Source organism: Paenibacillus phocaeensis (genome assembly GCF_900021165.1).
GTDB lineage: Bacteria > Bacillota > Bacilli > Paenibacillales > Paenibacillaceae > Fontibacillus > Fontibacillus phocaensis.
The window spans coordinates 59,582-84,964 of record NZ_FCOQ01000029.1 but is presented as its reverse complement, the minus strand read 5'-3'; the positions used below and the strand labels follow the sequence as shown (position 1 = coordinate 84,964).

The following is a 25,383-nucleotide window of genomic DNA, read 5'->3' as shown; positions in this document are numbered from 1 at the left end:
TGTGAAGCTGTCGAAAAAATGGAAGGTGTTCCTTATCCACCACTCTCACACTGATATTGGCTACACCGAGCGTCAGGATAAAATTATCCATTATCATTACGATTTTATAAAACAGGCCGTGGATATTTTGAGGGAGGTTGACCGCAGCGGCAACGAAGATCGCAAAGGCTTTGTTTGGCAGTGTGAAAATCATTGGCAGGTCAAAAACTTTTATGATCATGCGCCTTCGGAATATATTACGGACTTTGAAAAATATGTACGGGCAGGACGGATTGGACTTTCAGGCAATTATTTGAATTTGACCGAGCTTGTCAGCCGGGAGGTTCTATACGATTGTACGATTCAAGCCAAGGCCTATGGCGAGCGGGTTGGTTATCCGATCCGCAGCGGGATGAGCGCCGATATCAACGGGTTTGCCTGGGGGTATGCCGATGTGCTGCGGGAGTGCGGCGTGGAGCGCCTGTTTTCCTGCCTGCATCCCCATCACGGAATGTTCCCCCTAAATAAAAAACAGACCCCCTTTTACTGGCAGGGACCATCCGGAAAGAAGGTGCTGGTATGGAACGGTGAGCATTACCACTTTGGTAACGAGCTTTGTTTCTCGCCTCATGCGGCTTCTACCTATATGATTCACGATGAAGTGGGCAAGAAGCTCAGAGGAAGCCAGCTTATGACCACCAGCCCCGAGGATACGGAGCAAGTCGAGTTAGCCATCCTCAATGAACGGTTGGAGCGCTATCTGCAAAATCTGGAGGAGGAGGGGTACCCTGGCGATTTTGTGCCTTTCATGATTTCGGGCGCGATTACCGACAATGCCCCGCCAAACGCAAAGATTGCCGATCGGGTCGCTTGGCTGAACCGGAAGTACGCCGGAACGCTGGAAGTACACATGTCCACGCTGGATCAGTTTTTTGACCATCTGGAAGCGGCGTGGAAGGACATTCCGGTTTACCGGGGGGATTGGAACGATTGGTGGGCGGATGGTGTCGGATCTACCCCGGCAGTGGTCAAGGTATTTCGGGAAGGACAGCGAAAGTACCATCTTTGCAAGAAGCTGGATCCGGATTCCGCCCTTGGCGATGCCGACCTGATGCGGAAAGCGGCGGAAAATCTGATCCTCTACAGCGAGCATACCTGGGGTTATTCTTCCTCCGTATCGGAACCTTGGGAAACCTTGGTCGGGGAGCTGGAGCAAAAAAAATCAGCCTACGCCATCAATGGCAATACCGAAGCGGCGGACAACTTGGACCGGATTTTAGCGAAGAAAGGAGAGGTGGCCATCCGGCAAGACCGGCCGCAGCACTTTCGGATCCTAAATCCGCACGACATTCCGGTAGAGACGACCGCCAAAATCTATATTGAGTTTTGGGAGTATGTCGGCGGGTTGAACTATAGCCTTGATGTTCCGATCGAAGTGTTTGATTTGGCGACCGGTGAGGTCATCCAACATCAGGCAAAGAGAATCGCCCGCGCTTACGAGATCGAAATCCCGCTCAACCTGGGGCCCAAAGAGGAACGCAACGTCGGGGTGCGCGCGACTGGCCGGTACAATAATCAAACCTCCCGGAGCCATGCGCATATTGGCGCGGAGGGGATCGCCGATGTACTGCAGCCCGGTGTGCCGCGGGAAGATGTTGACTGCGTGGAGACCACGCACTACCGGGTGGAGTTTGATCAAAAACGGGGGATTACCTCGATCATTGACCGTACGAGCGGGAAGAATCTAGTTCGGCAGGATGCCGCTTACGCCCCTTTTACCGGAATTTACGAGGTTACAGATATCCGTACCAACCCGACGGAGGAGCGTCGGCGAATGGGACGCAACCGCAAGTCCCCGGCAACCAGACGGTATGAATCTCATCTGACGGATATCCAGATAGTTGAGAGCGGGCCCTTGTTTGTTTCTCTGCAACTCGACTACAGCCTGGAGGGCACACGGTTCTACAAAGTGTTCCTCAAGCTGTACCGGGAAATCAATAAAATCGAGGCCATGGTGCGCATCCACAAAGATAGCGTGTGGGAGCCGGAAAACCTTTATGTGTCGCTGCCGTTCACCGCGGGCGACGAGGAGGTAAAGTATGTGGACAAAACCGGTTGCCTCTTACGCCCGGGAATCGATCAACTGCCGGGAAGCAATATGGAATTTTATCTGATCCAAAATGGACTGGTGATGGAAGCCGGTAAACGGCAGGTCGTGGTCGCCGTCAAAGACACGCCTTTGATTACGTTTGGCTCCCTTGAAGCTAAACCAATCCGGCTTTGCGACGGCGACAATTGGGAACTGAACCGAGGAGAGACCTTCGCCTGGGCCATGAACAACTTCTGGGAGACCAACTTCAAGGTAGACTTGGGCGGCTTCTATGAATTTGCTTTTACGCTGTCCGCACGGGAGCAGCAGACAACCGAGGCGGCTATGCGCCTTTGCGAGGCTTATAACGAGGGATTGCCCGCATTCTATATTTAACAATGAGGAGCACTTTAGATATGAAATACGGGAAATACCATAACTATGACTTGGAGCCGGTACTGGATATTCAGGGCTGGGATAACCACGCCTTTTCGGGGTGGGGAGCCATTCGGAAAGAGTTAAGGCAACATATGGATAAATATCGGGTGTTTGTTTTTGATTTGTATCCGGGAACAGACAAAGAGGAGGTCGCTAAGGAGTTGGCGCTTCTGTCTCCGGTGCGGATGTTGGACTGTGAAGCCTGCCTGTTGCCGCCGCCGCAGTTGGAACAGAGGCTTGCCCCCAGCTTGCCGCAAGACCCGGTATTCGGCGTCATGTTTTATGGCAGGTTGGAAAGCTGCTTTGACCCAGCCTCCCTGGATGCGTTGCGGACAGAAATCGAACGATCCGATGGTCCGATATTCCTCTATGGAACAGGCGCGTCGCTCGTGACCAAAGGGGATATGCTGGTCTACCTGGATTTGCCCCGCTGGGAAATTCAACTGCGCTATCGTCGGGGAATGCCGAACTGGCTGGCCGACAATCCCGATGCGCCCATCCTGGAAAAATACAGACGCGGTTTTTTTGTAGAGTGGCGCATGGCGGACCGGCATAAAACCGAGCTACTGGGGAGCCTGGATTATCTGATTGAAACGACCTCGCCGGGCCGTCCAAACATGGTGTCCGGGAACGCCTTTCGCTCCGCTCTCAAAGCGGCGGCTTCGCGGCCGTTTCGTCTGAAGCCTTATTTTGATCCGGGGGTATGGGGCGGACAGTGGATGAAGGAGAACTTCGGGTTGCCCGAAGGACCGCCGAACTATGCCTGGAGTTTTGACGGCGTGCCGGAAGAGAACAGCTTGCTGCTGCGTTTCGGGCAGGTTACTTTGGAGATTCCGGCGATGAACCTGGTGCTGTTCCGCGCCCGTCATTTGCTGGGCGAACGGGTTCACGCCCGGTTCGGGGTGGAATTCCCGATCCGGTTCGATTTACTGGACACGATGGGGGGCGGGAATCTTTCTCTCCAGGTCCATCCGCTGACGGAATATATCCAACAGACCTTCGGTATGCATTACACCCAAGACGAGAGCTACTATATCTTGGACGCGGCCGAAAACGGAGAGGCTTACGTTTATCTGGGACTCAAAGAAAATGTGGACAGCAAACGCATGGCGAGCGATCTGTACCGTGCGAACAGCGGTGAGGCGCCCTTCCCGGCAGAGGAGTATGTCAACAAAATTCCGGTTAACAAGCATGATCATGTGCTGATTCCTGCAGGCACCATCCACTGTTCGGGCAAGGATACCATGGTGTTGGAGATTAGTGCGACCCCTTATATCTTTACTTTCAAGCTTTGGGATTGGGGCCGCATGGGCTTGGACGGTCTCCCTCGCCCCACCCATCTGGAGCACGGGCTAAAGAATATTCAATGGGATTGGGACACCCCTTGGGTCAAGGAGAATCTCATTCATCAGGGGGAGGTGCTGGAAGAATCGGAACATCGTAAAGTGGAGCGAACCGGCCTGCATTCCCGGCAGTTCATCGAGACAATCCGCTACACCTTTTCGACGCCGGTAGAGCTGGCCTGCAAGGACAGTGTACAGATGCTGAACCTTGTGGAAGGAGGGCAGATTACGATTTACAGCAAAATCGGCGCATTTCCTCCTTATGATGTACACTATGCCGAAACCGCCATTGTCCCGGCAGCCGTGGACACTTACTCGGTCCGGCCCTCGGGAATTTCGGAAGGGGAGACGGTTAGGATCATCGTTGCGTCGGTGCGTTAAGTTTGTTATGCCTAAAGAAAGGGTGTTCCCAAGTTTACTATTGGGACGCCCTCTTTTTAGTTTGGATTTATAAATGTATATATTAAACATGCTCATTATGTTTTGTGGATGATCATTCGTTAAAGCCTCGATTTAGGAATTTTTCCTATAGCATATTGAATATATTCATTTATATAGAATATTTATAAACATATAAATGAAACCGCTTGCAAAGGAGGGGGAGTTGCTTTACTACCGGTTAATGGATGGACTGTTCTGTAGAAGCGATCCGACAGAGATTTAGGAGGTGATCGGCGAATGAGAACGAGCAGACTGCGCAAAATCTGGTATTTCCGGCATATCTATTTATTTTTGCTTCCGGCTATCCTTTGGTTTCTGGTGTTTTCCTATTATCCGATGTACGGCATTTTAATCGCGTTCAAAGATTTCAAATACAATTTGGGCATCTTGGGGAGTCCGTGGGCCGGCTTTAAATATTTCGAGCAGTTCCTGAACGATTCCAGCTTTTACGAGGTGCTTCGCAACACGTTGTCCATTAGTGCTTTGAAGCTGATCTTCGGATTTCCCGCTCCCTTAATTCTCGCTTTAATGCTGAACGCGGTCATGCACAAGAAAATCAAGCGAGTGTTTCAAACGATTTCCTACCTGCCGCATTTTGTTTCGTGGGTTGTGGTCGTGACCTTGCTTCAGAAAATCCTGTCTCCGAACGTAGGGCTGATCAATGACATTCGGTATCAGATGGGGTTGGATCCGATCTTTTTTATGGGGAAGCCGGAGTTATTCTATCCTTTGGTCATCATTTCCGACGTTTGGAAAGGGGTAGGCTGGGGCTCCATCATTTATTTGGCCGCGTTAACGAATATCGATCCGCACTTGTATGAAGCGGCGGAAATCGACGGGGCGGGAAGGTGGAGCAAGCTATTTAAAATTACGCTGCCTTGCCTCACCCCGACGATCGCCATCCTGCTGATCTTTTCCCTCAGCGGAATCCTGAACGCGGGTTTCGACCAAATTTGGCTGATGCAAACCCCGGCGACCTTAGGCGTTTCGGAAATCTTGGATACGTATGTGCTAAAAACCGGACTCCAGCAAGGGCAATTGGCCTATTCCACAGCCATCGGATTATTTAAGTCGGCGATTTCCTTGCTTCTTATTGTGGTTGTCAATCATATTTCAAGGCGTGTGAGCGAGGTATCGCTATGGTAAGAAGCTGCGAGGAGTATGAGGAGGTGTGTGCATGGGTGCGAAAAGGCTGACGCCGGCGGATCGGATGTATATGGGGCTGAACTACACGGTGTTGTTTATTTTCTGCGCCACGGCGTTATATCCCTTTATTTATTTCCTGGCCTTGTCTTTCAATGACGGCTACGACGCGATGAAGGGCGGAATCTATTTTTTTCCTAGAGTGTTCACGCTGGAAAACTATGCGAAGGCCTTCACCAATCCGCTGATTTTAAATTCGTTCTACGTTTCGGTTGCTCGAACCGTCGTGGTCACGGTGGGATCCGTGTTTTTGACGGCTTTGTTGGCCTATGCGCTTTCGCGGAAAGGCCTGCCTGGAAGAAAGTACATCGTGTTTTTCTTTTTCTTTACCACGTTGTTCAGCGGGGGCCTGATTCCCACCTTTATTCTGTTCCGGCAACTCCACATTCTCAATACGTTTTGGGTTCTGGTATTGCCCTCCCTTTACAGCTTTTTTAACGCGATTATCATGAAAACCTTCTTCGACGGGATTCCGGAAGCGCTATCGGAGTCGGCCCGAATCGACGGAGCCAGCGAGTTATCGGTATTTGCCCGAATTATCCTGCCCCTCTCGATGCCGGTGCTGGCCACCATCGCTTTGTTTGTCGGGGTGGGCGTGTGGAATGACTGGTTCACCGGACAGTTTTTCATCCAGAATGAGAAATTGCAGCCTGCTGCGACGTTCCTGAACAAAATGATCAGTGAAGCGTCCTTCCAGTCGATGACGTCGGGGAACAGCGGATCTTCCATCCAGAACATGACCGAAACGCAGATGGAGCTGCGAGGCGTCACCCCGGAAGCCTTGAGGATGACGTTTGTCATCATTATTACGACCCCCATCATTTGCGTGTATCCGTTTCTGCAGAAGTATTTTGTGAAGGGCGTATTGGTAGGTTCTCTTAAAGAATAGTTGATATAAGAGGCCAAGCCTTTTATATAAAAACATCCAACGAGAGGGGAGTGTAGTATGAGAAAGAACAAATTGAAGGGGGTTCTGGGTCTCCCGCTGATCGCTGTACTGCTATTTACAACCATGACGGCATGTATGGGATCGGGCGGGAAGGAGAATGCGGGATCGGGCTCCAATGAGCCGGGGACCGTGAACGAGACGGGGACGGGAGAGATGAAGCCGGTCACGGTCTCTTTCCTTAATGCCTGGAACGGGGGAGGCGCCGGTTTCCCGCAGGATCAGGAGAATAACCCCGTCGCTCAGCGAATTCGGGAGAAAACCGGGGTTACGTTAAAGATGGAATCGATCACGACCAGCGAAGTCGAGAAGCTGAACACGATCTTCGCATCCGGTACGGTTCCGGATATCGTCAACGCCCCTTTCTGGTCTACGACCGGAGGGGAAGGGCAGGTCATCAAGAAGGCGGCGATGGAAGGCCAACTTCTGGATTTAACCCCTTATCTCGATAAATACCCGAATGTAAAAAGACTAGTGACGACCGGGATCGCCAAGGATTTTAACGAGTTTGATCTCAATGGTCCGGATTTCGAAGGGAAGACCTATCTCATCCCTACGGAAACCCCGGATGGAACGCCTGAAAGCATTCATAACTGGAATTACGGCCTTTTTGCCAGGGGAGATATTCTGAAGGCGTTAAATGTCAAAGCGGAGGATATCGATACGCAAGAGGAATTATATGATTTATTGGTCAAGATCAGGGACGGCGGCTTCAAGGATATTGCCGGCAAACCGGTAATCCCGGCAGGAACGATGTGGAATGGATGGGATTACGGCCAATTCCTTGCCGGTTGGACGGATTACAACATTTCGGACTACCGCGAGGTAGACGGCAAGCTGATCCACTGGACGCAATCCAAAGATCATGAGGAACGACTGCTGTACATGAGAAAGTTGTTATCGGAAGGTTTGTTTGATCTCGAAGCCTTCAGCAATACCAGCACGACCGCAAACGAAAAGCTGACGACGGGCAAGCTGGCCGTATTCGGGGCTCAACCGATGTTGCCGGAGTTATCCAAGACGCTGTACAAGACGAATCCGGAAATGCAATATGAACTGCTCGGACCGATGAAGAATAAGCGCGGTGAAATTCGGACGCAAGTGGAAAAGCCCGGCCGTTCCGGTTTTCCAGTTCTATTCTTAAGCGCAAGCATTAAAGATCCCGATGCGGCCTTGCGGTACATTGATTATGTCAACAGTGAGGAAGGCCGTTTGCTTGCGTATTTCGGGATTGAAGGCACGCACTACACCCTGGAGAACGGGATTCCCCAATGGATTCCTGAGGTGAAGAAGCAATTCGACGAGAATCCGGATCTGAAGAGAGATGCCGGGCTCAATTATCTTCCGGGAAGGTTCATTGGCGCATTCTCCGATTCCGTTACATGGCCAACGCCTGAGGATAAGAAGACGCAGTGGCAGAAGCTGGAGGAGAGCTTCTCGGCCAAAATGCCGATCAAAATCATCGATAAAGTCAGCGCCAGCTACCTTGCCAGAGAATGGCCGAAATATCAGGAATTCATCGATAAAACGAGCAGCCTGAATTTTGAAGATGAATTCAAGAAGGCTCTTTTTGCGGGCACGGAGGAAGAAGCCTTGAAGGTCCTGCATGAAATTCAAGAGAAATTCAGAGCTGCCGGTGTGGAGGAAATGGCGGAATTTGTGGCCCAAAAAGCAGCGGAACGAGATGACGTCGGGTTCTAACCAAACTCAGGATCAAGACGAAGGAGGGAACAGGCATGTTGAACGTCGCAATGTTAAGCAAATGGCATGTGCATGCAGAGGATTATGCCAGAAGGCTGCAATCCCATGGCAAGGTGAAGATCACGGCGGTCTGGGACGAAGAACCCGAACGCGGAAGGGAATGGGCCGCCCGATTGGGAGCGGACTTTGAGGCGGATCTGGACGCTCTTCTGCGGCGGGAAGATCTCGATGGCGTCGTGGTGGATGCCCCGACAAGCATGCATGCGGACGTCATGGTCGCTGCCGCTCAGGCCGGCAAACATATTTTCACCGAGAAAGCGATGGCGCTGACCACGGAGGAATGCGACCGGATCTCGGCAGCCGTGCGCCAAGCGGGCGTCAAGTTTGGCATTTCCTTTCCCGCTCGCACCAGACCGCCCGAATTATTCGCGAAGCAGTTGATCGAGGATCGGATTCTAGGAGACGTAACGCTTCTGCGCATTCGGAACGGCCACGACGGGGCTTTGAACAATTGGCTGCCGGAGTACTGGTATGACGAGAAGCAAACCGGGGGCGGGGCTATGATGGATTTAGGCTGCCATCCGATGTATCTCGCCAGTTGGTATCTGGGCAAGCCCAAGCGAGTCACCTCCATGTTTCATTATTTCACCCATCGTGCTGTGGAGGATAATGCGCAGTGCTCCATTGAGTTCGCCAACAACGCGGTCGCCCTGGTGGAGACCAGCCTGGTCACGTACCGAACGCCTTCCGCTCTTGAAATTTACGGGACCGAGGGCACTTTGATCATCTCGGATCATACCGTTAAAGTCACTTCGAAGAAGCTCGATATCCCCTTTGGCGGATGGGTCTCACCGAATCAACTCCCGGCAGAGCAGCCGGCTCCGATCCTGCAATGGGTGGATGCTTTGCTCGATGACAAGCCGATGCCGTTCGGACTGGAAGCGGGGACGAAGTTGACGGAGCTCTTGGAAGCGGCCTATATCGCCCATAAGGAACACCGAACGGTGGAATTCAAATAACGGAAGGAAGGTGAGTCTGTGAGAACTGTAAAAGTAGGGATCATCGGCTGCGGATTGATTGCAAATGACAAACATATGCCGAGTTTAGCGAAGGTGGAAAACGTACAGATGGTCGCATTCTGCGACTTGATCCCGGAAAGAGCCGAAGCCGCGGCGAAGAAATACGGAACGCCGGAAGCCAAGGTGTTTACGGACTACAAGGAACTGCTGGCGCTGGAAGAGATCGAAGTCGTGCATGTGTTAACCCCGAACCGTTCGCACGCCTCAATTTCCATCGATGCGCTCGAAAGCGGTAAACATGTCATGTGCGAGAAGCCGATGGCCGTCACCGGCGCGGAAGCGAAAGCGATGTACGAGGCCTCGCTGCGAACGGGCAAGAAGCTGACCGTTGGATACCAGAGCCGGTCCAGCGCCAAAAGCCAGCTGTTAAAAAAGATGATCAAAGCCGGGGAACTGGGAGAAATTTATTTCGCCAAAGCCGTTGCGACCCGAAGAAGAGGCGTACCGACCTGGGGCGTGTTTTTGGATAAAGAACAGCAGGGGGGAGGTCCCATGATCGATATCGGCACTCATTCCCTCGATCTCATCCTTTGGCTGATGGATAACTATGAACCGGAAAGCGTCGTCGGCAGCGTCTTCCATAAGCTGAAGCAGACCGAAAATGCCGCAAACGAATGGGGGTCCTGGGATCCCAACCAATTTGAGGTTGAAGATTCCGCGTTTGGATATGTGAAATTCAGAAACGGCGCTACGGTCATCATTGAAACGAGTTGGGCCCTGAACCTGGCGGACGGCGGCGGCAACCTGCTGTGCGGAACGAAGGGAGGCGCGGATTTCAATCACAATAAACTGCGGATTAATGGAGAGCGGGACGGAAGCTTGTTCTTGAATCAGCTTGATGTCGATCCGAATGCAAGGGAACTGTTCCGCGGGGAAAAACTGACCGATTTCGAGTATGAAGCCAAACAGTGGATTCACAGCATCGTGAACGACACTGAACCCTTGGTTAAACCGAGGGAAGCGATGGTCGTGTCTCAAATTCTGGAGGCGGTTTATCAATCCGCAGAGACGGGGAAAATCGTTTATTTTGATCAGGAATAACCATAACCTCTGAAATAGAGAAGTCCCGTATCTGTCCGTGAAGCGAGAGCTTCGCGGACTTTTTTTGCGATCTCCGGTATCAGATGCGCGGGTCCTCTCATACAATGGAAGCAAACGAATTATCGATAATCGATAAACGATAATCGAATGGAGACGGAGTAGGATGCCAATCAACGAGTTCGTCCCGCTGGTGAATTCCATAAGCGAACAAATTTATGCAACCTTGAAACGCAAAATCCTCACCGGTGAACTTGGCCCGGGGACTCGGCTGCTTGTGCTGGAGATCGCGGGCCAGTTCCAAGTCAGCCAGGCGCCTGTACGGGAAGCGCTGGAACGGATGAAGCAGGAAGGATTGATCATCGGCATTCGGAATAAAGGGTCCGTGGTATCCAACATTACGTCGAAGGAGATCCGCGATCTGTTTGTTCTTCGTGAAATCATCGAAGGGTACGCCGTTCGCACGTCCATGCCAACCTTGTCGGAGGCGGATTATACCGCGCTGGAAGCGATGATTCAGAGGATGGAGGAGGCCGTCGGGCAAGGCGACACGTTAAGCATACTCGAGCTGGACATGGACTTTCACGGTTTCTTCTACAAGCGTTGCGACAATCAAGCCATCCTCGAGCTCTGGAACCACATGCGAACGAAGGTGATGCGTTTTATGGCCATCTCCAATCGGCATTCTACAACGGAGATGCTGGCCGATTGGCACCGGATGTTGATTGACGCCCTCCGAACAGGGGACGGCGACGTTGCGGAGGAAGCGTTTATCGAGCATATGCACGCCTACAAATTCATTCAATTGGACTAGAATCTGAGTCTCGCTCGTCATCTTTTTTTCATAAGGGGGAAAGAGCATGTTGAATGAACGGCTTGTGATGGACCACCAGGCGATCACGACTTGGATGAGTGACCGTCTCCTGCGGGTTCTGGTATCCGGGAACGCGGAAGCCAAGGCGGATTTGAAGGAAAGCCTGAACAGGCTTCATTTGAATCCATACTACACATTTCCCACCATTGCGCTGTTGGAGCCGACCGCTCCTGCAGATCATGAACATGACAAGCTGACTTCTCTGGAGCTGATGCGAGACTCCCTTCAGCATCGGATGCCGGGGAGCAGCATCGTTTTTCTTGACGGGGAAGGGCGAATTGGGCTGTTGTTCTCTTGGGTATCCAAGGAGGTGCTTGAGCGGCTGCAGGAGATTCTCAGCGAACGGTTCGAATTCCCCGTAAGCATCGGGGTAGGGAAGCCGTGCAGCCATTTAAGAGACGTCCACCGTTCCTATCGGCAAGCTTCGTGGGCGCTGCAGAACAAGTTCTACAGCGGAACCGGGCAAATGATCCATTATGGCGAATTTCTTCGGCTGGAGCCGATCAGCTGCTATCCGGCGGAGAAGGAGAAGCAGTTGTATGATCATTTCCGTGCGGCCGACTCGGAAGAAGAGATTGCGGAGGCGGTGGAAGGGTTCTATTCCGCCGTGCTGGAGGATGGACCGATCGACATCAAGAGCATGTATGAGCTGACGATCCGTCTATTGGTCGGAATGGAAAGAAGGGTGCTTGCTGACGAACAAAATGTAGGCGCTTACAGGCCTTTTGAAGCGACATTTCTGGTGAAGTTGGGCACGTTCGAGGAGCTTAAGGCGTACGTCTGCCGATTTCTGACCGAGCTCTGGAAGGTGGCTTCCCCTGGCCAGAAGGAGAACCATCGCAGCATCATTAAGAAGACCCTCCACTACATGGAGCAGGAGTGCCAGCGCGCCTCGCTGCAAAGTGTCGCGCAAAAGGTGTATATGACGCCAACCTACTTGAGCCTGCTCTTCAAGACGAACACCGGCAAGACATTCATCGAGCATCTGACCGACATCCGCATCGACAAAGCGAAGGAAATGCTCCGGACCACCCATTTCAAAAATTATGAAGTCGCGGAGAAGGTCGGCTACCAGGATTCCCGCTATTTCAGTCAAATTTTCAAGAAGAAAGTAGGGGTCTCGCCGAGCGAGTATCGGGAGTCGATTCACAAATAAAGCAGGAAGCGGTGCAACGTCCGCTTCCTGCTTCTTGATTCTCCGCCTCTATAAACGTACGTCGGAACGGGGGCCGTCCTGCTCGTTCCGGCGCGCCTCCTCCAGCTCCTTCTCCCAGGTTAAATGGCGGTATTCGGCAGCCGCCTCGTCGCTTTGGAACCACTGGATGAAGTCTTCCCACAACGAGATTGGCCATGAGGCGTCGATCTGTGCGGTGGAATAGACGCCCTCCTTCAGACGAATAAAGCCAAATACGTCGCGGACCTGCGATTTCTCCGCCTGCTCCGCCGTCAGCTCGGCAAGATGGGGAGGGATGAAGATGACCCCTGCCGGCGTTCCGAGCACCACGTCGCCAGGAAGGCAAATTGCCTTGCCGATCCGGGTCGGCACGTTCATGCCCACCATCGTGACATCGCCGATGGCGGTTGGGTCGCTGCCGCGGTAGTAGACATTAATGTTCTTGATTTCCGCCACCTGCTGATTGTCGCGGATACCGCCCCAGATCACGGCACCCCCCCGCTTGGTGCGGGTTGAGATGGCCGTAGACAAGTTTCCGCCGACATAGGTTCCCAGATGGATTTTGTCAAACATATCGACGACAACAACGTCATCTTCCACTAAGGAATCGATGACCCATTGATTAAAGAAACCTTTCCGCCCCTCCTGCTCATGACCGTAATTCAGCAGCGTCTCGTGCAGATCGGGACGCTTCGGCACCATGACGGCCGTAACCGCCCGCCCGACCATTACCTGATCCGGATGAATGATCTTGAAGTCGCCTTCGAACTGAAACGTATACCCCCGGTGCCAGAGCGGCCCCCATGCTTCCTCCAGCGTTATCTTTCGAATTCTTCGCAGGACGTCAGCCGGCACCTTCGGCCGTCCATTCTCAAACCGTTCGCCTTTCCACAGCGGCGTCAATTGAATAAGGTCTTCCGCATGATCGAATTTCATGGATACGCCTCCACTTCGCAGAGAAATGTTGAACCCTTGCCGTTTGACATGACTTTATTGTTAGGGACGACCGACGATTTGTCGATGCGACTTTCTTAAGGCATTTTCCCGTTAAATCATAATTTTTTCCCACCGATGCCATGGAGGCTCCCGGAAAATTCCACGATTTTAAAAAATCAAACATTTTCATAATTTCGTCACCTTCAATCGTGAAACCGCCTTCGAATACAGTAGTACTACAACATTCATGGATCACATGGTGTATCGCAAGAGGGGAGGAGTCAAAGGATGGCTGCACAAACCAATGCCGTTAAAGAGGCTGGAAAAGCTGGCCGCGCCGTCCGAAAGCGCGTAAAGACCGGTGCAACTCATCTGGCCGGTTATGTTTTTATATCCCCGTGGCTCATCGGCTTTCTGCTGTTGACGTTATGGCCGATCGCCCAATCGCTGTACCTGTCCTTCACCGATTATTCGCTGTTGGAAGACCCGGTTTGGACGGGAACGAGCAATTACGTCAATATCTTCACAAATGACTCAACCTTTACGAAGTCGCTTGGCGTGACCTTTACGTTCGTATTGTTCTCGGTACCGTTGAAGCTGCTGTTTTCACTCCTCGTCGCCATGGCGCTGAACCAGAAGTTGAGGGGCATGAATCTGTACCGGACGGCGATTTATTTCCCTTCCTTGATTGGCGGAAGCATCGCCGTTGCCGCGTTATGGCGTAATATGTTCGGACTGGACGGCTACATTAATCAGGTGCTCGCCTGGTTCGGCATCCAGGGCGCCGGCTGGATCACCAACCCGGATACTTCCCTCGGAACGCTCATTCTGCTGAATACGTGGCAGTTTGGCTCAACGATGGTCATCTTTCTGGCCGGACTGAAGCAGATCCCGCAGGAGCTTTACGAATCTGCGGCGGTGGACGGGGCGAACAAGTTCCGCCGATTCCTCAGTATCACGCTTCCGATGCTGTCTCCTGTCATGTTCTTTAATTTAATTCTTGGCGTGATCGGTTCATTCCAAACTTTCACCTCCGCTTTCATCATTACCAAAGGCGGACCGGTCAACTCCACTTATGTGTACGCTTTATTCCTGTACGAGAAAGCCTTCAAGCATTACCAAATGGGTTATGCCTCGGCGCTGGCCTGGATCCTGCTGGCGATCGTCGGGCTGTTGACCTTGATTAACTTCGCCGCATCCCGATACTGGGTGTTCTACGAATCGGAAGGGGGAGACGCGAAATGAAGCTGGGCACCAAGCTGTTCCATCATCTGCTCCTGACCTTATTCTCGCTCCTCATGTTGTATCCGGTCATCTGGTGGGTTGGCGCTTCACTGAAAAGAACCGAGGAGCTGAGCCTGCCGACGTTATGGCCGAAGACGCCGATCTGGGAGAACTACAGCAACGGCTGGCATTACTCCAACGAGTATACGTTCGCCCATTTCTTCGGCAATACGCTCCTGATGGAGGTGGGGAACGTAATAGGCGGCGTGTTGACCGCCGCCGTCGTCGCCTACGGCTTCGGGCGGCTGAACTTCAAGCTGCGGGGCTTTTGGTTTTCGATTCTTCTGCTGACGATGATGCTGCCCGGTCAAGTTACGGTTGTTCCGCAATATATCCTGTTCAACAACTTTGGCTTCGTGGACAGTTATGTTCCGCTGGTGCTGCCGCATTTCTTCGGCGGCGGCGCGTTCTTCATTTTCCTCCTCGTCCAGTTCATCCGGGGGATCCCCCGAGATTTGGATATGGCGGCGAAAATCGACGGCGCGTCCGTCTACGGCATCTTCCTGTGGATCGTGTTCCCGCTCATCAAGCCGGCACTCGTCACGGTAGCGATCTTCACCTTCATTTGGAGCTGGGACGACTTCTTCTCACAGGTGCTGTATCTCAGCTCGGTCGATAAATTTACGGTTGGCCTGGCGCTTCGGGGGTTCATCGATCAGTTTGAAATTCAATGGGGGCAGTTGTTGGCGATGTCGCTGCTGTCCGTCATCCCTTCCGCGCTCATCTTCCTGTTCGCTCAGAAGCATTTCGTGGAAGGAATCGCAACGACGGGGCTTAAAGGCTAAGGAAGCCGCCTCGAAATGAAGTCTATGGCCTGAATTCGATAAATGAAAGGGGAATACGAGGATGAGCAAAATGAAATGGATGAGCGCGTCCGCCCTTCTGCTGGCCCTGCTTCTTGCCCTTACGGCATGCGGCGGCGGAGGGGGAGGCAGTGCCGGAGGAAATTCCGGAGGAAGCGGCGGCGGAAACGGCGGCGGAAACGGGGGAGCCAGCGGAGAGAAGACGCTCAGCATCATGTGGTGGGGGACCGATGCCCGTCACGAAGCGACGCAGAAAGCGTTGGAGCTTTATACGCAGCAACACCCCGGCGTGAAGTTCAAACCCGAGTATATGGCCTGGGAGGCTTATTGGCAGAAGCTGCCGACTTTAGCGGCATCCAAAACGATGACAGACGTGCTTCAGATGGACGCCGCTTACTTGCAGGAATACGTCAGTCGGGGGCAGTTGGAGGATCTGTCGGATATCGATCTGACCGGCATCGTGGATCCCGGCGTGATTGAGAACCTGAAGATCGACGGCAAACTGTACGGCATCCCGCTCAGCCAGAATGCGCAAGGTACCGCCTTCAACAAGGTCGAGCTCGAGCAATATGGCATTCCGCTGCCGCATAAGGACTGGACGTACGACGAGTACTTCCAATGGGCAAGGGACGCCCGAGCCAAGCTGCCGGAAGGCAAATATCCGATCGGCGATACGACAACCTGGGATTTCTTCAACTACTATCAGACGGCGATGGGGAAACCTCCGATCATGTCCGACGGGGGGAAAACATTTACACTCGACAAGGACTTGTTTATGACGTTCTATCAAACCTACGAACAGTTTCGCAAGGATAAAATCGTGCCGCCGGCGGAGCAGTCCGCCGCCTTCCTGGAGAACGATCCGCAAGCCGACCCGATGGCCAGCGGAGTGGTGATGACCCGCGGCGCAACAACCGGCTCGGTCAGCGCGCTCGAGCAGCTGATGCCGGGTAAGGTGGGCGTCGTCAATATGCCGACCGGCCCTGCAGGCGGGGGCTGGGCGCAATCAACGATTTTCCTCAGCGTCAGCACCAATTCGCAGAACAAGGAAGAAGCCAAAAAATTCGTCAAATGGTTTATTACCGACGAAGCGGCGGGCGATGCGCTTGCTTTGACCCGCGGCATTCCGATCAACCCGGATATCTACAAGAAGCTTGAACCGAATCTGGAGGCCAAGGATAAGCTGGGCAAAGAAATTTACGACCTGTCCGTCGATAAAGCGCTGCCGTTCTATTCCCCGGCCCCTGGCTTTACGGAATGGGTGGATGCTTATAAGAAAGAGATGGACGCGGTGACATTCGGCCAGCAGTCCATCGAAGAAGCCTTTAACAAGATCGATAAGCTTGGCAAGGAATTGGCGGCCAAAGCAGGCAGATAAGCGATAGAATGCGGGGGTGAACGAGATGCAGCTTGCGGAATTTCTTCCATCCAAGCCAAGTCAGCTGTGGCATCTGGCGAAGCAGATGAACGTGAACTACGCGGTTAGCGGGCTGCCGTGGGAAGAGCCAACGGAGAAGCCTTGGGATTTGATGCCGCTGATCCGAATGAAGCAGCGTTATGCGGATTTTGGATTCACGCTGTCCGTCCTTGAATCGATGCCGCCCAGCAACAAGATTAAGTTAGGGGCGCCCGGCCGCGACGAGGAGATCGAGATGTTTCAGCAGTTGATTGTGAATATGGGAGCCGCCGGCATTCCCGTGCTCTGCTATAACTTCATGGCGCAATTTAACTGGTTCCGTACGTCGACGACAACCCGGACGCGGGGCGGGGCGCTCGTCTCCAGCTACGACCATAGTCTGATGGCGAATGCGCCGCTGACGGAAGCCGGCATCGTGACGGAGGAGCAGCTGTGGGAGAATCTCCATTATTTCCTGGAAAACATCGTTCCCGTCGCGGAAACGGCTCGGGTGAAGCTGGCGCTTCATCCGGACGATCCGCCGATTACGCCGATCCGAGGCGTATCGCGGATTCTGACGAGCGCGGCCGCGCTGCAGCGGGCTATCGATCTGGTGCCAAGCGCTTACAACGGCATTACGTTGTGCCAGGGGACGCTGGCGACAGCCGGCGAGGATATTCCGGCGGTCATCCGTCAGTTCGCCGACCAGAAGAAGCTGTTCTTCGTCCACTTCCGCGATGTGAAGGGCTCGCCGGATAAATTCGAGGAGACGTTCCACGACGATGGTCAGACGGATATGCTCGAAGCGATGAGGACGTATTACGAGGTTGGCTTTGACGGTCCGGCCAGGCCGGACCACGTGCCGACCATGGAAGGCGAAAGCAACGAGAATCCGGGGTATGAGCTGCTCGGCCGCTTGTTCGGCGTAGGTTATATTACCGGCTTGATGGAGGCAGCGGCCAAGATGACCCGCGATTCCGCCGCCCGCTAATTTGAAAAGATCGTCTTGACCGGCTATGCCGCCAGGACGATCTTTTTTAATGGTGCAAGAAAAAAAGCAGCGGAGCGTTAGCTCCACTGCCGGTCGTTGGAATAATGATGATTCCATTGATCCGTAGACTCCCAGAGACCGCCGATTTTCGGGTGAAGATGCTGGGCCAGCACCTCGTCGTTCAGATCATCGATACCGAGTCCGGGAGCGTCCGTCAGCGTGATGAAGCCGTTTTGCACCAGCTTGCCCGGGAGGCGGCTGCCGATCACGATGTCGTCCCACCAATCCACTTCACAGGAATGGTACTCCAGCGCAAGGAAGTTCTCGGTTGCCGCGGCAACGTGGGCGGCGGCCAGGCAGGCGATGGGGCTCTCCGCCATATGGATCGCCATTGCAACGCCGTAGTCTTGCGCCATGTCCCCGATTTTCTTCGTTTCGAGGATGCCTCCGGCCGTTAGAACGTCCGGATGGATAACGGATACGCCGCCGGCTTCGAGAAGCGGCCTGAAGTTTTCCTTCAAATAAATGTCTTCGCCTGTACAGATTGGCGTCGTTACGGCGCGGGACAGCCGGGCGTACTGGTCCGTATATTGCCATGGAATCATATCCTCCATCCAGGCGAGGTTGAACTTGTCGATGCGCCGGCCCAGCTTGATGCAGTCCTCGAGTCCGATATGGCCGAAGTGGTCGATCGCGAGCGGCACTTGGCTGCCGATGACCGACCGGACGTCCGCGACGTATTGCTCCAGCAGGTCAAGCCCTTTTTCCGTAATATGAATGCCGGTGAAAGGATGAGGGATGTTGTACAGATCGTAATGGCGGTTTTGGATGTTGCGAAGTTCTTGTTCGGTGAGATCCCCTGCGTTCCGGGCATATCGGCGCTTCGAGCTTTCCCGCATCTCTTCCAGGAAGCCCAGCGGCGCGCTTAGCGTCCCCGGCTCGTCGATGAGCTGGCCGATGCCAAGGTCCATCTTCAGGAAGGTGAACCCGGCTTCCATCCGCTGCTTGAGCGCCTCGCCCATCGCCTTGCCGGTGTCTTTGCCAACCACATCCGTATCGCAATACATGCGGATCCGGTCGCGGAACTTGCCGCCCAGCATCTGATAGATCGGCACACCGTACGCTTTGCCGGCCAGATCCCACAGCGCCAGCTCGATCCCGCTGACCCCGCCGCCTTGCCGGGCATGGCCGCCGAATTGCTTGATCCGGCGGAACAACTTGTCGATGTTGCAGGGGTTCTCCCCGAGAAGCCGGCTTTTCAGCATGAGGGCGTAAACCTTGTCCGCGCCGTCGCGGACTTCCCCAAAGCCCACCAGCCCTTGATTCGTGTATACCTTAATCAGGCTGCTGTGGAACGGCCCGCCGACGATATCGGTGAAGCGGATATCGGTAATGCGCAGCTCCGAAGGGCTTGAGGAGGTGTGGACATGGGCCAGCGTGTGCTCGTACGTCTCTTTGTTCACCATGAAATCACTCCTATATCGAATGGTTTGCTGCAGCCGCGTTATAGCAGCATGCTCCCGCCGTCCAGCCGGATGGCGGAACCCGTCATATATTCGGTCTCGCTCGAGGCGAGGAAGCAGGCGAGACGAGCGACGTCGATCGGCAGCCCGACGCGGCCCATCGGAAACTTCTCGAGATGCTGCTTGCGCCTTGCTTCCCGCTGCTTCTCCGCCTCCGGATCGTCCGGCGAGCTGCGATTGGATTTGCCCACATCAACGGCCCCCGGCTCGATCATGTTAACGGTAATGCCGTACGGGGCGAGCTCGATGGCGCTTTCCCGCCCGAGCATACGGATCGCCCCTTTGGTCATGGCATAAACCGGGTCGAAATCGGTCGGCCGCTTGGCATGCACCGACGAGATCAGAATGATTCGGCCGGTTCGCTTCCGCTTCATGCCGGGAACGACGGCCTGGATACATTGCCAGTACCCCTTCACATTGGTGTCGAACATGCGGTCAAACGTCTCGCCGTCATGCTGGAAGAGGTCGTAGTTTAGCTGTACGGCGGCGTTGTTGACCAGGATCTCGATCTCGCCGGCGCGGCTTTCAATCTGCCGGACCATCTCGGCGATCTCCTTCGAATCGGAGACATCCGCCCGGACGATGAAGCTGTTGCCCCCCGCTTCGTCGATTTGTCTCTTCGTCTCGAGAACGCCGGCTTCGCTTCGGTGATAGTGGAGAGCGGTGATCGCGCCCCTCTTGGCCATCTCAAGGGCAATTCCCTGGCCAATGCCGGTTCCGGATCCCGTGACGAGTACGATTTTGCCCGCTACGCTCATGGCGAATCACCGCTCCTTGGCTGTTTCATTTTGTGATCCATGTAATGAAGCAAGAAGCCCCCGTCCAGCCGGAGATCCGCGCCGTTTACATCACTTGCCTCGCTGGATACCAGGAAGCGGGCGGCGTTTGCGATCTCCTCCGCGGTCACCAGCCGAGCGTTTGGAACCTTGGTTACATAGCTGCGGTAGAGCGTCGTCCGTGTGCTGCGGAAGCGTTCGTCATCGCCTTCCATCGGGCCGGCCTCGATGGTGTTCACGCGGATGCCGTGCCGCCCAAGCTCAAGGGCAGCTTCCTTAGCCAGCATCTTGACGGCGCCTTTGGAGGCGCTGTAGGCGAAGGAGGAACCGGTTGGCTTCTCGGCATGAATGGAAGTGATGAAGAGAATGCAGCCGGACTCCCGTGCTGCCATCGCCTTCCCGGCCGCTTGTGTGCACAGAAGGGCGGATTTCGCGTTCGTATTCATCACCTCGCGGAATGACGCTTCGGAACCGGCTTCTACGGAAAGGGGAATAAGCTGATCGTTATTATGGAGAAGGACGTCCAGCCCGCCAAGCTCCCGCTCCGCTTGCTGAACAAGCTCGTTTGCGTTTGCGCCTGTGCTCAGGTCGACATTTCTTACGATCACTCTGGAGCCGGATTCCTTGGCCCGATCGATTTCGGTGGCTATCGCTTCGCCGCCAGACGGACTGTTCAACAGGAAATGGGCGCCATCCTTGGAGAAGCGGCGGATCATAGCTTGACCTGTCGGATTGTCGGCGTCCGTAATCAAGATAACTTGAGCTGGTTGATTCATACCTCACCCCCGGAGTAGGCCGCCAGGTGAAGACGGCCGGCACTGTCACACTATCATCATAAGTTCTTGCCTCCCCCGGGTTCGAGACGTTAATCTTATGATTTTGTTTGATTTTTTTCGGAAGCCTTCGGTATGATGAAGCCAACTGAAATTCCGGACAGGGAGGTAACAGAGGATGCCTGTATCATTCAATACAGCTTCATTAGGGCTGAAACGCTGGCCCAAAGCGGTTCTTGCGGCTGGCCCGCGACATTCGGTCGGGCTTCAATCGAACGGCACGGTGGTCGCTGTCGGGGATTCGAAAAGCGGTCAATGCGAGGTAGGCGGCTGGCGGGGAATTGTAGCGGTGGCGGCCGGAAACGTACATACGGCGAGCAATACGGGAAATTCGCACACCGTGGGTCTTAAATCGGATGGTACGGTGGTTGCGGCGGGTTGGAACGGACATCGCCAATGCGAAGTCGGCGAATGGCGGGAGGTCGTGGCGATCGCGGCGGGCTGGCGTCGGACCCTTGGGCTCCGATCCGACGGAACGGTGCTGGCCGTGGGGAGGAATGCGGAAGGCCAATGCGAAGTCGGCGGTTGGCAGAGGATCGTGGCGGTCGCGGCAGGCGATTGGCATACCGCCGGACTCCGATCGGACGGTACGGTGATCATGGCGGGGAATAATCGTTATGGCCAATGTGATGTCAGCGACTGGCAAGAAATCGCGGAAGTGGCGGCGGGGTATCTTCATACCGTCGGTCTTCGATCGGATGGCACCGTGGTGGCTGCGGGGTTGAACAAGCACCACCAATGCGAGGTGGAGACCTGGCGTGATATTGTGGCGATTGCGGCAGGAAGCTATCATACCGTTGCTCTAAAGTCCGATGGTACGGTGACGGCAGTCGGTTCGAACCAACACGGCCAATGCGAGGTTGGCAGTTGGCGCGATATCGTCGCGGTGGCGGCAGGCAGCGTTCATACCCTTGGCCTAAAGTCGAACGGCACGGTGGTCGCAGCGGGCGACCGGACCTATGGTCAATGCGAAGTCAGCGGTTGGCACAGCCTGCGGCTTCCCTGAAAACTACAGGGTTTAATATTATTTTACATACGCTGTATATCTCGTTAATATAAGGGATCTATTATAGAGTACGAAACTCAAACCGTATAGGAGGTTCGTACTTTATGAAACTAGCAAAAAGCATGCGTTTAAAAACGGCATTTGTGGTGACTGCGGCGGCAGCGGTTGCGGTGACCGGGATTCTGACCGCACAACCCCCAAGTCCGGCAGTGGCAGCCTCCTCTAAAACGAAAAACGTCATCCTGTTCGTTGGAGACGGGATGGGAAATGCGGCACGCAACGCCATTCGTTTGGCTACGGTAGGGGAGAAGGGCAAGCTGGCGATGGACGACATGCCTTATGCGGGACTGGTTCATACGAGTTCGACATCGGCCGTAACGGACTCCGCGGCTTCCGCTACGGCCTATGCCAGCGGGGTGAAAACGTATAATGGCGCGGTTGGGATGGACGCCAACAAGAAGCCGGTCAAGACGATTATGGAATATGCCAAGCAAGCCGGATTGTCTACAGGGGTTGTCACGACAAGCCAAGTGACGGACGCGACCGGGGCGGCTTTTGGCGCTCATGTGGAGAATCGTTCTGCGCAAAGCGATATTGCGCTGCAATTTTTGACCAAGAGCAAAGTGGATGTTCTGCTGGGCGGGGGCGAGGACTTCTGGTTCCCGGCCGGTCATCCGGGCGCTTTCCAGGACGAGCCGGCAGAGGATCCTTCCGAGAAGAGCAAAGGCACTCAAGGCAACCTGGTCGATAAAGCCAAACAGCTGGGTTACGCTTATGTCAGCAATAAAGCGGACCTGCAAAGAGCGAAGGGCACCAAGCTTCTCGGATTGTTCGCCAATGAAGAGATGTTCCAGCAAAGAGAGGAAGGGGACGGCGATATTTATAACCCGGTCGTTTCTCTGCCGGACATGACCAAGAAGGCCATCGACACGTTATCCCAAAATAAAAAGGGCTTCTTCCTGATGGTGGAAGAGGAAGCGACCGACGAAATGGCGCACGCGAATAACGCCGCCTTAACGATCAAAGCCGGCCAGCAGTTGGATAAGGCCGTGCAGGTCGCCAAGGATTTCGCCAAGAAGAATCCGGATACGCTTGTGCTGGTGTTGGCGGACCATGAGACCGGCGGGCTTTCGATTGAACCGGTAGACGCGGAGGACGAATCCGGGGACGGAATTTCCAAGGAAGACGGGCCGTTTGCGATCGCAGGTTCCAAGGAGCAATTTATCGTTGACTGGACAACGTCCGGTCATACGGCAGTCGACATCCCGGTTACGGCGATGGGCAAGAACGCCAACCTGTTCACCGGGGTCTTCGAAAACACGGAAGTCTTTACGAAAATGATGAAAGCATTGGGCCTTACCGCCAAATAAAACGTGAAGCTGGATAACTTTGGACTAAGCCTGTACCGTCACGGTACAGGTTTTTCTTTTCTCAGTTACTAAGCGTCAGCCGAAAAACGAATACATCAATACGAAATCTGGAGCATTACCCTATGTCTCGATCCCAAGTACAATAGATACAGATAGGTGAAAGTGCTTACAAAACTAGACTAGAACAGCTTGGAGGTCATAGGGGATGGAAATGCAGCCGTCAACGCAACCCGCAGCCATGCAAGAGATAGAAACGCCGCCCTCGTCAAGGCAAAAATGGCTGAAGAAACTTTACTCGCAAAGACATATTCAGATTATGGCTTTGCTCGGCATCGTTTGGATGATTATTTTCAACTATATTCCAATGTACGGTGTCATCATCGCTTTTAAGGACTACGACATTATTCGAACGATCGCGGAAGCTCCATGGGCCGGTCTGACTCATTTTAAGGAATTTCTGCAGGACGAGAACTTCTTCAATGTCATGAAAAATACGCTCGGGATCAGTTTGCTGAAGTTGCTCACTTTCCCGTTGCCGATCGTATTCGCCCTGTTCCTGAATGAGGTTCGCTCGCTTCGTTACAAGAAGGCGATCCAAACGATCTCTTACCTGCCTCACTTCCTGTCCTGGGTTGTGCTTGGCGGTATTCTGGCCACCTGGCTGTCGGACGTAGGCATCATCAACGATATTTTCATGGCGCTCCATATTATCGATAAACCGATTTCTTTCCTGGCCGAGCCGAAATATTTCTGGACGATTGTCATTGCCTCGGACATTTGGAAGGAGCTCGGATGGTCGGCGATCATTTATCTGGCCGCGATTACGAGCATTTCACCTGAAATGTACGAAGCGGCAACGATTGACGGGGCCGGGCGATTCCAGCAGATGTGGTACGTGACGCTTCCGGCGATTAAAGCGACCATCAGTATTTTGTTTATCCTGGCGGTCAGCGGTGTGCTGAACTCCAACTTCGACCAAATCTTGGTCCTGCGTAACTCCTTGAACGATAGTGCAAGTAATGTTATCGATTACTATGTTTACTACACAGGGATATCTTCGGGCCGGTACTCGTACTCTACGGCGATCGGATTGTTCAAGTCAGTCATTGCGCTTATCTTGCTGCTGATTGCCAACCAAGTATCCAAAAAACTCAACGACACTTCGTTGTTTTAGGCCAAGGGGGACCTGCACATGTTTTCATTACGCCGCAGAACGAAAGGCGAAGTCGTCTTCGATACACTGAATAATCTGGGAATGCTCTTGATCTGCTTCGTCACGCTGTATCCGATTTGGTACGTGCTGATCAATGCTTTTAACGATGGAAAAGACGCCATGCTCGGAGGTATTTATTGGTGGCCTCGGGTGTTCAGCTTAGAGAACTTTAAGGCGGTATTCGACAATCCCGGCATTATGACCGCGATGGGGCTCACCGTGGCCAAGACCATCATTGGCGTTGCAGCTCACGTTTTCTTTACAGCGATGGTCGCATACGCTTTCTCCCGCAGAGAACTGATCGGAGGCAAGTTGTACATCCTGCTGGGAACTATCACCATGATTTTCTCGGGAGGGCTCATTCCGACCTTCCTGCTCATCCGGGATTTGCACCTGCTTGATAATTTTATGGTTTACATTATCCCGGTGTTGTTCAGCTTCTTTGACCTCATTATCTTTATGACCTTCTTCCGGGAAATTCCGGATGGCCTGGAGGAAGCGGCCCGAATTGATGGAGCTAACGATTGGACGGTCTTCATTCGAATTGTGCTGCCGGTATCGATGCCGGTTCTGGCAACCATTGCCTTGTTCCATGGGGTATACCAATGGAATGACTACTTTACGGGGATCATTTACGTCAACAACGAGAACCTGCAGCCGATTCAGACGTTCCTCTATCGGGTTGTGGCCCAATCCAGCTCCAATATCATGACGACAGCCGTGCAGGGCAGCGCCGTGACCAAGACGGTCACTTCGCAATCGATCAAGCTGGCAACCATGGTGGTGACGACCTTGCCGATCGTATTTGCTTATCCGTTCCTGCAGCGTTATTTCGTCAAAGGGATGATGATCGGGTCCATCAAGGGCTAAGCCGGGATCAGAGATCCCGACCTTACTTGCAGTAACTCCTCCGGGCCGCTTTACGGCGGCTTTGGAGTTGCACATAA

At 53.7% G+C, this 25,383-nt stretch carries 21 protein-coding genes; 17 read left to right on the top strand and 4 right to left on the bottom strand.

Going from position 1 to position 25,383, the window contains the following annotated elements:
- Position 1 precedes the first annotated feature (1 nt).
- From BN3795_RS18765 to BN3795_RS18725, 9 genes are all read left to right on the top strand, one after another.
- Positions 2–2,464: a glycoside hydrolase family 38 N-terminal domain-containing protein gene (locus BN3795_RS18765; protein ID WP_198524767.1), complete on the top strand. Its 2,463-nt coding sequence runs from the start codon at positions 2–4 to the stop codon at positions 2,462–2,464.
- A 20-nt stretch (positions 2,465–2,484) separates the two neighbouring features.
- Positions 2,485–4,230, top strand: coding sequence for a class I mannose-6-phosphate isomerase (locus BN3795_RS18760; RefSeq protein WP_110945246.1), 1,746 nt, complete (start codon positions 2,485–2,487; stop codon positions 4,228–4,230).
- A gap of 297 nt (positions 4,231–4,527) precedes the next feature.
- Positions 4,528–5,436 (top strand): ABC transporter permease, encoded by a 909-nt coding sequence (locus BN3795_RS18755; RefSeq protein WP_068786223.1) that lies wholly within the window; start codon positions 4,528–4,530, stop codon positions 5,434–5,436.
- Between the two features lie 31 nt (positions 5,437–5,467).
- A complete protein-coding gene (locus BN3795_RS18750) occupies positions 5,468–6,382 on the top strand; it encodes a carbohydrate ABC transporter permease (RefSeq protein WP_068786222.1) in 915 nt (304 codons plus the stop codon).
- A 57-nt stretch (positions 6,383–6,439) separates the two neighbouring features.
- A complete protein-coding gene (locus BN3795_RS18745; RefSeq protein WP_068786221.1) occupies positions 6,440–8,140 on the top strand; it encodes an extracellular solute-binding protein in 1,701 nt (566 codons plus the stop codon).
- A 35-nt stretch (positions 8,141–8,175) separates the two neighbouring features.
- On the top strand, positions 8,176–9,159 hold the full coding sequence (locus BN3795_RS18740; RefSeq protein ID WP_068786220.1) for a Gfo/Idh/MocA family protein: 984 nt from the start codon (positions 8,176–8,178) through the stop codon (positions 9,157–9,159).
- Between the two features lie 18 nt (positions 9,160–9,177).
- Positions 9,178–10,260 (top strand): Gfo/Idh/MocA family protein, encoded by a 1,083-nt coding sequence (locus BN3795_RS18735; RefSeq protein ID WP_110945245.1) that lies wholly within the window; start codon positions 9,178–9,180, stop codon positions 10,258–10,260.
- 163 nt (positions 10,261–10,423) lie between these two features.
- A complete protein-coding gene (locus BN3795_RS18730) occupies positions 10,424–11,071 on the top strand; it encodes a GntR family transcriptional regulator (RefSeq protein WP_068786219.1) in 648 nt (215 codons plus the stop codon).
- A gap of 46 nt (positions 11,072–11,117) precedes the next feature.
- Positions 11,118–12,287, top strand: coding sequence for a helix-turn-helix domain-containing protein (locus tag BN3795_RS18725; RefSeq protein WP_068786218.1), 1,170 nt, complete (start codon positions 11,118–11,120; stop codon positions 12,285–12,287).
- Positions 12,288–12,335: 48 nt separating this feature from the next.
- On the opposite strand, the gene BN3795_RS18720 is transcribed toward BN3795_RS18725, so the two are convergent.
- Positions 12,336–13,241 (bottom strand): RraA family protein, encoded by a 906-nt coding sequence (locus BN3795_RS18720; protein ID WP_068786217.1) that lies wholly within the window; start codon positions 13,239–13,241, stop codon positions 12,336–12,338.
- Between the two features lie 288 nt (positions 13,242–13,529).
- Between BN3795_RS18720 and BN3795_RS18715 the strand changes: the two genes are divergently transcribed.
- The 4 genes from BN3795_RS18715 (at position 13,530) to BN3795_RS18700 (ending at position 17,715) form a co-directional block, all read left to right on the top strand.
- Positions 13,530–14,486 (top strand): carbohydrate ABC transporter permease, encoded by a 957-nt coding sequence (locus tag BN3795_RS18715; protein ID WP_068786216.1) that lies wholly within the window; start codon positions 13,530–13,532, stop codon positions 14,484–14,486.
- Positions 14,483–15,310, top strand: a complete 828-nt coding sequence (locus BN3795_RS18710) for a carbohydrate ABC transporter permease (RefSeq protein WP_068786215.1) — start codon at positions 14,483–14,485, stop codon at positions 15,308–15,310. The genes BN3795_RS18715 and BN3795_RS18710 overlap by 4 nt, the downstream gene beginning before the upstream one ends.
- A gap of 61 nt (positions 15,311–15,371) precedes the next feature.
- Positions 15,372–16,706, top strand: a complete 1,335-nt coding sequence (locus BN3795_RS18705; RefSeq protein ID WP_068786214.1) for an ABC transporter substrate-binding protein — start codon at positions 15,372–15,374, stop codon at positions 16,704–16,706.
- Between the two features lie 25 nt (positions 16,707–16,731).
- Complete coding sequence (locus BN3795_RS18700) at positions 16,732–17,715, top strand: mannonate dehydratase (protein WP_068786213.1); 984 nt, start codon at positions 16,732–16,734, stop codon at positions 17,713–17,715.
- 77 nt (positions 17,716–17,792) lie between these two features.
- Here the strand turns inward: BN3795_RS18700 and BN3795_RS18695 are convergent, their stop codons facing one another.
- From BN3795_RS18695 to BN3795_RS18685, 3 genes are read right to left on the bottom strand one after another with little or no spacing between them, the layout of a single operon-like run.
- Positions 17,793–19,181 carry a mandelate racemase/muconate lactonizing enzyme family protein gene (locus tag BN3795_RS18695; RefSeq protein ID WP_068786212.1) on the bottom strand — a complete coding sequence of 463 codons (1,389 nt, stop codon included), beginning with the start codon at positions 19,179–19,181 and terminating at the stop codon, positions 17,793–17,795.
- Between the two features lie 38 nt (positions 19,182–19,219).
- On the bottom strand, positions 19,220–19,996 hold the full coding sequence (locus BN3795_RS18690; RefSeq protein WP_068786211.1) for an SDR family NAD(P)-dependent oxidoreductase: 777 nt from the start codon (positions 19,994–19,996) through the stop codon (positions 19,220–19,222).
- Positions 19,993–20,790, bottom strand: a complete 798-nt coding sequence (locus BN3795_RS18685) for an SDR family NAD(P)-dependent oxidoreductase (protein WP_068786210.1) — start codon at positions 20,788–20,790, stop codon at positions 19,993–19,995. The genes BN3795_RS18690 and BN3795_RS18685 overlap by 4 nt, the downstream gene beginning before the upstream one ends.
- 175 nt (positions 20,791–20,965) lie before the next feature.
- On the opposite strand from BN3795_RS18685, the gene BN3795_RS18680 reads away from it, so the two are divergent.
- The 4 genes from BN3795_RS18680 (at position 20,966) to BN3795_RS18665 (ending at position 25,306) form a co-directional block, all read left to right on the top strand.
- Complete coding sequence (locus BN3795_RS18680; RefSeq protein WP_068786209.1) at positions 20,966–21,853, top strand: RCC1 domain-containing protein; 888 nt, start codon at positions 20,966–20,968, stop codon at positions 21,851–21,853.
- Between the two features lie 104 nt (positions 21,854–21,957).
- Positions 21,958–23,223 carry an alkaline phosphatase gene (locus BN3795_RS18675; RefSeq protein ID WP_068786208.1) on the top strand — a complete coding sequence of 422 codons (1,266 nt, stop codon included), beginning with the start codon at positions 21,958–21,960 and terminating at the stop codon, positions 23,221–23,223.
- 205 nt (positions 23,224–23,428) lie between these two features.
- On the top strand, positions 23,429–24,397 hold the full coding sequence (locus BN3795_RS18670; RefSeq protein ID WP_068786207.1) for an ABC transporter permease: 969 nt from the start codon (positions 23,429–23,431) through the stop codon (positions 24,395–24,397).
- 18 nt (positions 24,398–24,415) lie between these two features.
- Positions 24,416–25,306, top strand: a complete 891-nt coding sequence (locus BN3795_RS18665; protein WP_068786206.1) for a carbohydrate ABC transporter permease — start codon at positions 24,416–24,418, stop codon at positions 25,304–25,306.
- The last annotated feature ends 77 nt before the right edge of the window (positions 25,307–25,383 follow it).